4 protein-coding genes are annotated in these 6,637 nt (G+C 58.6%); 3 read left to right on the forward strand and 1 reads right to left on the reverse strand.

Annotated features, from left to right (window positions below; all coding sequences use genetic code 11):
- Positions 1-77: 77 nt before the first annotated feature.
- Entirely contained in the window at positions 78-3,137 is a 3,060-nt protein-coding gene (locus QNA08_RS18835; protein WP_283742270.1) for an ArnT family glycosyltransferase, read from the reverse strand.
- A gap of 413 nt (positions 3,138-3,550) precedes the next feature.
- Here QNA08_RS18835 and QNA08_RS18840 point away from each other — a divergent pair, with 413 nt between their 5' ends.
- The 3 genes from QNA08_RS18840 to QNA08_RS18850 are packed head-to-tail and all read left to right on the forward strand — an operon-like array spanning position 3,551 to position 6,490.
- The gene (locus QNA08_RS18840; RefSeq protein WP_283742271.1) at positions 3,551-4,498 is read left to right on the forward strand and encodes a glycosyltransferase family 2 protein; all 948 of its coding nucleotides are present in this window, start codon (positions 3,551-3,553) and stop codon (positions 4,496-4,498) included.
- Between the two features lie 7 nt (positions 4,499-4,505).
- Entirely contained in the window at positions 4,506-5,186 is a 681-nt protein-coding gene (locus QNA08_RS18845; RefSeq protein WP_283742272.1) for a YdcF family protein, read from the forward strand.
- Entirely contained in the window at positions 5,183-6,490 is a 1,308-nt protein-coding gene (locus QNA08_RS18850; RefSeq protein WP_283742273.1) for a lipopolysaccharide biosynthesis protein, read from the forward strand. The genes QNA08_RS18845 and QNA08_RS18850 overlap by 4 nt, the downstream gene beginning before the upstream one ends.
- The last annotated feature ends 147 nt before the right edge of the window (positions 6,491-6,637 follow it).

The following is a 6,637-nucleotide window of genomic DNA, read 5'->3' on the forward strand; positions in this document are numbered from 1 at the left end:
CCGCTTCACCCGCCCAGCAGGGCATAACCAATGCCGGAAGCGAACTCAGAACTGGATAGAGCTTGGGGGCAACGTCATCATTTCTGCCTTGCAGCCGAGGATTGCAGAAGCCTAATTTTGGAGATGACGATGGAGGCGTGCTGGCCAACGTTCTCGTGACTGCCTTGAACGAGGATCTCGTAGCGAGAAGCCTGCTTTGGCAGATCGAACTCGAGCTGAGTTGTCTGCAATGACTGCGAGGCCGCGAAGGAGCCCGCGAATCGCCAGTCCGTCGTTCCATTCGGCAGTTCGTACTGCACGTAGGCTGCGAAACTGCCCGTTCCCGTCGCATCGATTTCCAAGGTCACCGGTCGCCAGCCGCCGGGCGCGTCGGCGGCAGCTATCATTTCGTAAACCGGGCCGGCGAACAAAGCCATCGTCGACCGCGGATACGCATCCAGCAGCAGGCGAACGCCCTCCATCAGAAGGCGAAGGCGTGTCCGCCAATCATAACGGAATCGCTCGCTCGCAAGTCCCACCGCAGAAGCCGAGGCTTCCGCCCAGTCGGACGTTACCAGCAGAATTGACGGTGACCCTTCAACGGGACTCCGGGCCGATCCAGGGAGAGGCACCGACAGATCCGCTGGCCGCCATGTGGCCATGACGGATTCGCCTGTGTCGTGCCGCGCTGGCGGTGCTTGGTATTGGGTAGAGCGGCAAAGCGTCAGGTCGGAAATTTCGAAAATGCCTTTCGCTCGCACCTCCTTGTCAATGAAAAAGCGGAAGCCCTTGCTGCCGACTACTGGTTCCATCAAGACATGGACCCTGCGCGGCTCCGGCGTGGCGATGCCCTCCCACAGCCGCAATGTCTGCGCCTCAATAAGAGACCCAATGCGCACATACTGCACTCCTTCGACGACAATAAAACCCTCTCCTTTGATAATAAATGAAAGACCTACTGGACCATCTGATGAGCCAAAGCGAGCATATGATTGACTTGGTGTTTGGGACTGCGGGCCGTTATCACTGGCAATGGAGATCTGCACATTGTGCGGCGCCACAACCTGCACGTGAGGCGAGACTTCCCCAGCCGTCGGCGAGCCGTTTTGCGGAGGATGGAACTGGGCAAGCTGGGTCGTGATCCTGCCACGCGACAACTTTGGCAGCCCGGCGATGCTTTCCAAAAGTCCAAACCAGCTTCGCTCAATGTGTCGCACTTCAAAGTTGACTTCATTCCCGCCAACCGGAACGCAGGCGGGCACGGCTGCAGGCGCATCTCGAAGCCTGTACAGTGAATAGCTCCGGTCGTTGCCGATGAGTTCCGTGAGTGATCGGTCAGCCAGAAGGTCGGCAACTGGTGTCCGAGAAACGGTCGGAAAAATGTAATTCGGCAGGAGGAGATGGCGGACGTTGTGCTGTCTGAGCCAGCGGTACGCTTCCCGATGATCGGTGAGCCGATAGAAGGGCATCAACCGTTCGTCGAAATTGTCGAGCCATGGTCCCGTGCCATAGAGTGTAAAACCTGCCTGTCGGAAGCTGAAAGTTACTTCATCCGGCTGGCTGTTCTCTTCCAGGTATCGGAACAAGGATGCGCCCGGAAACACGCCATTGCTCCTGTAGATAGGAGCACGTTCCCCAATGACGAAGAGATCGGTTCGGGCGGCGAAATTCACCAGCCGCCACGCCGACTGCAGCATAACCCAGCCCGGCAGCAACAGCGCCAGCACGGCAGCGAGCCCTAAGGGCCATCTCGTTAATAGGAGCCTGTCAGCCAGCCATGGCGCGGCGACGAGAATGAAGAGTGGCGCAATGGTAAGTATGTACCTGGCATTCTTGATGACCAGCTCGGAGCCGAGCGCCGCTGTTGCGACGGCGACGACGAAGAAGAAGCCTCCCCACAAAAGCGCAATCCGGGTAACGACCGGCTGCGTTGGCCAACGGCGGATTGCAATGATTATTGCTGGGAACGCCAACCAGAATGTCAAACCGAACGACGGGAGCTCGATGAAGCCGCGGAAGACGCCGAACAGCATCTTGTCATCAAACGTCATGAGATCGCGCCGGTAACGCAGGTCAGCCGCAAAATTGATCTCCGGCATCTCCCATACAGGGGCAGTGTCCTGAAGAGGCACGCCAAACAGGCTAATATTTTCGAGATATTGCCAGGATCCAACAAGAATTGCGCAGCTTCCGACAATCAGGACAGTGCGCAAGTCACGCCACCGATCCTTGGGGCCAAGGGCAAGCCATGCAAGGCCACCGAACACAACAGCAAGAATACCAATGGAGTGCGCAAACGCTGCAAACCCCAATACGATGCCGGTTAGGGCAGCCTGCCTTGGTGTAGGGCTCTCGATCAACCATGCAGTAGCGATCACGGCTGCCAAGAAGGCCGCAAGCCGCAGCGCGTCGATATGGTAGTTGACCAGCAGTGTGACGTACAGCGGCGTCGTGAGGAGCAGGAGCATCGCGACCGCGGCGGGGCGCCTGGCTTTTGAATACTCGGCTCGGCTCCGGAAGGCTGCAAGGAAGAGCGACGCCATTCCGGCCAACATGAACATCGATAGAAGGCGTGCTGGAGCGAAGTTTTTTGCGCCTAGCCATGCATAACCCCACACGATGTACATGTGATAGGCTGGAGGGTGTGACGGTGGGGCGTACAGACCGTTGGGGGCGGCCGTCGTGACAGGATATACGGCGAGTGTCCCACTCTCAAAGATATGCCTTGCCACCGCCATATATTCGAGTGCGTCGTTCTCCATCAGCGGCATCGTTGCGGCCTGAACAAGCGCTAGCGTGACAAGCCCGATGATCAGTCCCATGACCCAGCGGTTCATGGGACTGCCGCTGCCGCTACCTTCGCGGATGGCCATGATGAGGGCAGCAAGAGATCGCCTTCCGGCGATCACGAGGGTCGCTGCGGTGGCCGTCACGGCCCCGATCAGTGCCCATGGTGGCGGGACATGCCCTGTCTGGTAAGGAATCATCACCAGGAGCGACAGCGCGAGGGGCGACAGGGGCGCCACGAGACACGCTAGATCGCGTTGCTCCGATGGTCCGGGACGCATTAATGCGCTTGCGGCAACATAGGTGGCAGCAGGCCACAGGATGAATGTGACCACGATAAAGCAAATCAGAACCAGGACGGTCGCCGCCATCTAATTGAAACTCCGGAAACAAGCGCCATTTTCCTTTACCCATCGACGTGCCGTTGCATGGCGAAGCGATCTGACGCGTTCAGCCTCATAACAGGCGATGCACGTCAGGGCTACCCTAGGCAGGTCCATGAGTGACAACTCGGAGTGCCGGTGGGGAATACATCAGGGCGTCATGTTTTTTCGATTAACCCTACCTTGATCGCCGATCTACGATCGGGTAAGCATCCCGCACGCGGGCTTGCTATGGTGATCAATCACCCTGAAGCCATCAGATACCGCCAACTCGCAAGCGGCACGCTCTTTAAGGGGTGACTGGCTTTGCGACAAGGTCGATGCCCTAAGGCGCTCGACTTTCACGTGCCTGAAACGGAAGGGGAGGCCGGCTTGGCGTCCGGACCCTGGGAGCTGACCGGATGTATAAAGAAAACAAGGTTGCAGTAGTTGTGCCTTGCTACAACGAAGAACATCAGATCGGCAAAGTCGTTACGACAATGCCTGACTTCGTCGATAAAATCATTATCGTGAACGACAACAGCAAGGACAACACGTCTGGCGCCGTTCGCGCCCTGCAGGCCGAGTATCCATCTGTTGTTTTAATCGAACACGAGGAGAATCAAGGCGTTGGCGGCGCGATTGCGACCGGCTACAAATGGTGCCGAGACAATGACATTGATGCGGCTGTCGTGATGGCCGGCGACGCGCAGATGGATCCGGCCGATCTGCCCGCCCTCCTTGACCCGATCGTCAAGGACGAGGTTGACTACAGCAAGGGTAATCGCTTGATCTGGCATGGGGCCTATCGGCTCATCCCGCGGAAGCGCTTCTTGGGAAACTCGATCCTTTCATTTTTGACCAAGATTGCTTCTGGTTACTGGCACGTAGCCGATTCCCAGACCGGATACACTGTTGTTAACCGCGCGGTTCTTCAGACGATTGACTGGGACGATATGTATCGTCGCTACGGGCAGCCGAACGATCTGTTGATCAAGCTCAACATCGAGAATTTCCGCGTGCGAGACGTGCCCGTAAGGCCTGTCTATGGCGTCGGCGAAGTTAGTGGCATCCGTATCAGGCGCGTCGTTTTCACTATTTCCAACGTGCTGTTGCGCGGTTTCCTCAAGCGGCTTTGGGAAAAGTATGTCGTGCGCGACTTCCATCCACTCGTGCTGTTCTACCTTCTCGGAACACTCATGCTGTTCCTGACCTTGATTTTCGCGGTCCGAGTTCTGGCCCTATGGATTTCGGGCGGCGAGGCCCCTCCGATGTCGACGCTGGCGATGCTGTTCTCCTTCTCGACCGCCCTGCAATCGCTCTTCTTTGCGATGTGGTTTGATATGGACGCGAACAAACATCTGAGGTAGGTGATCGATGGGGTCGTGGCAGGTGCGCAGATGGCAAGGTGCCGCCGTCGTTGCCGGGCTTGCCGGCGGCATCACGTATATTGGCGGCCTGGTCGCCATCTACGCCCTAGCGCGGCAACTTCCGTATGAGCCGGAGTGGCCCAAGGGATCCGGAGACCACCCGGTCGCCATCGTCCTGTACGATGATGCCCCTGAGGAGCGCCGTGCGCGCGTAGGCAGAGCGGTGGCGCGTCTTGAAGCGGGTGCTGTCTCGCAGATCATCATGGTGGGAGGGTATCGTCCTGCTCGCCATTATCTCGGATCGGCCCTCATGGTGGAGGATGCCGTTTCGATGGGTGTTGACCGGGGCTTGCTCTTCCACGACACGGTATCGAACGATACTCGTTCGAATCTCGAGGATGGTCTCAGCATCGCACGCCGTCTCGGAGCGGACAGGATCGAGATTGTCAGCGACCGCCTTCATCTCGTGCGCACATCTTGGCTGATGAAAAGGCTCTTTCCAGAGGTGAATGTCGGTCTTGTTCCCAGTCGCGACCCCGAGAGCGTCGCTTCGCTCCTTGCTCGATTGAACCATGAGCTATTGGCATATGCGGCAGCAACTGTACTGCCACAGGAGCTCAGCGCAGCGATTCTGGCACGGCTTCGCAACGCATCGGCGATGGACGATAGAGATACCGAGGCCGCATGAGTGAGATCTCGTCGCCCGCGGGGTGCGCATCAAAGATCGAGAGGAACAGCCTCGCTGCCGGCGTTATCTGGAACCTCGGCGCGCTCGCTTTCCTGGCCGCGGCTGGCATCCTCCTCAACCTCGCGATCGGGCGTTTCTATGGCCCGGAGGTGCTCGGGACTTTCAATATCGCGTTTGCGATCTTCATTTTTCTCTCCCAAGTCGCGGTTTTCGGCCTCCAGCTTTCGGCGCTGCACGCGGCATCGACCGCTGACACGCGGGAGGAGGAGCTCGTTCGCATCGTCTATGGTGGCTTGGTTGCTTGTCTCGGCATCGCAATTGCTGTGAGCTTAGTCAGCATCCTTGCCATACCGTTCATCGCCAAACTGTTTCCACGCGTGCCGGATCTTCCGACGGCTTGGCTCATTGCGGCTCCCGGCTTGGTGCCGTTCGCGCTGAACAAGTATCTGCTCGGCATCGTTAACGGCCTGCAGCTCATGCGAGCCTTCGCGATTGTTCAGGGCGCGCGTTTCGCGCTGATGCTGCTCGCGCTCGTTGCCATGGCTCTGTTGGGTGCACCGGGTGAGTATCTCGCTGCGATACTGACGATCTCGGAAACGATCCTCCTCCTCTGTCTCGGCGCTTTCGTATGGCGGATTGTGCCGTTCCGCGCGGTTGGAAGAATGGCGCGGAGTGCTGCCGATCATGTTCGTTTCGGAGTGCGCGTCATGCCGGCAGGCATCGTGACTGAGCTCAATTCTCGCGTCGATGTTCTGATCCTCGGCGCGCTCATGAACGACAGGATGGCCGGCATCTACACAGTTGCAGCGCTCGTATACGAAGCGGCGCTTCAAGCCGTGGTCGTCATTCGCAATAACATAAGTCCTGGTCTCGCGCGGGACCTCAGGGACGATCACTTGCAGCACATCCTCGGCTTCAGTCGCCGACTTGGGCTTGCCATGCTTGCCCTCGCTAGCCTCGGTGGCATCGTCGGATATGCGCTGTTCCCGTGGTTTCTCAGGATCGCATTTCCGGCGCCTGATTTCCTCCTCGCCCAAGAGCCATTGCTCTGGCTCCTGCTCGCCCTGCCGTTCGCCGCAGGACCGCTGAGCTACAGCCTGATCCTCTCGCAGGCCGGCTGCCCCGGCTGGCAGAGTGTCGCCATGGCGATCATGCTCGCGGCCAATATTGCCCTCAATTTCCTGCTGATCGCAGCGTTTGGCATCGCTGGAGCCGGCATGGCGATGGGCTTGTCCGCGATTCTGGGGGGCTTGACGATTATCGTACTCGCGCGCCTGATCCTTGGCGTCCGGCTCTTTTTCTGATGGCATTCCTGCGGATGCCAAGGCAAGAAACCTGACGCTCAGACGGAACTTGACCTTGCCCTGCCGTTGTTGACCTGCCCCCCGCCGGTCCCTCATTCATTGTGAGAGCCCAGGGGTTTGGTAGCTGATCTCCATCGCCGGCGGTAG

Source organism: Chelatococcus albus (assembly GCF_030067675.1).
GTDB classification, from domain to species: domain Bacteria; phylum Pseudomonadota; class Alphaproteobacteria; order Rhizobiales; family Beijerinckiaceae; genus Chelatococcus_A; species Chelatococcus_A albus.

Coding starts and splice junctions, on each gene's coding strand:
- QNA08_RS18835 (WP_283742270.1), bottom strand. CDS start 3,137: ATGGCGGCGACCGTCCTGGTTCTGATTTGCTTTATCGTGGTCACATTC.
- QNA08_RS18840 (WP_283742271.1), top strand. CDS start 3,551: ATGTATAAAGAAAACAAGGTTGCAGTAGTTGTGCCTTGCTACAACGAA.
- QNA08_RS18845 (WP_283742272.1), top strand. CDS start 4,506: ATGGGGTCGTGGCAGGTGCGCAGATGGCAAGGTGCCGCCGTCGTTGCC.
- QNA08_RS18850 (WP_283742273.1), top strand. CDS start 5,183: ATGAGTGAGATCTCGTCGCCCGCGGGGTGCGCATCAAAGATCGAGAGG.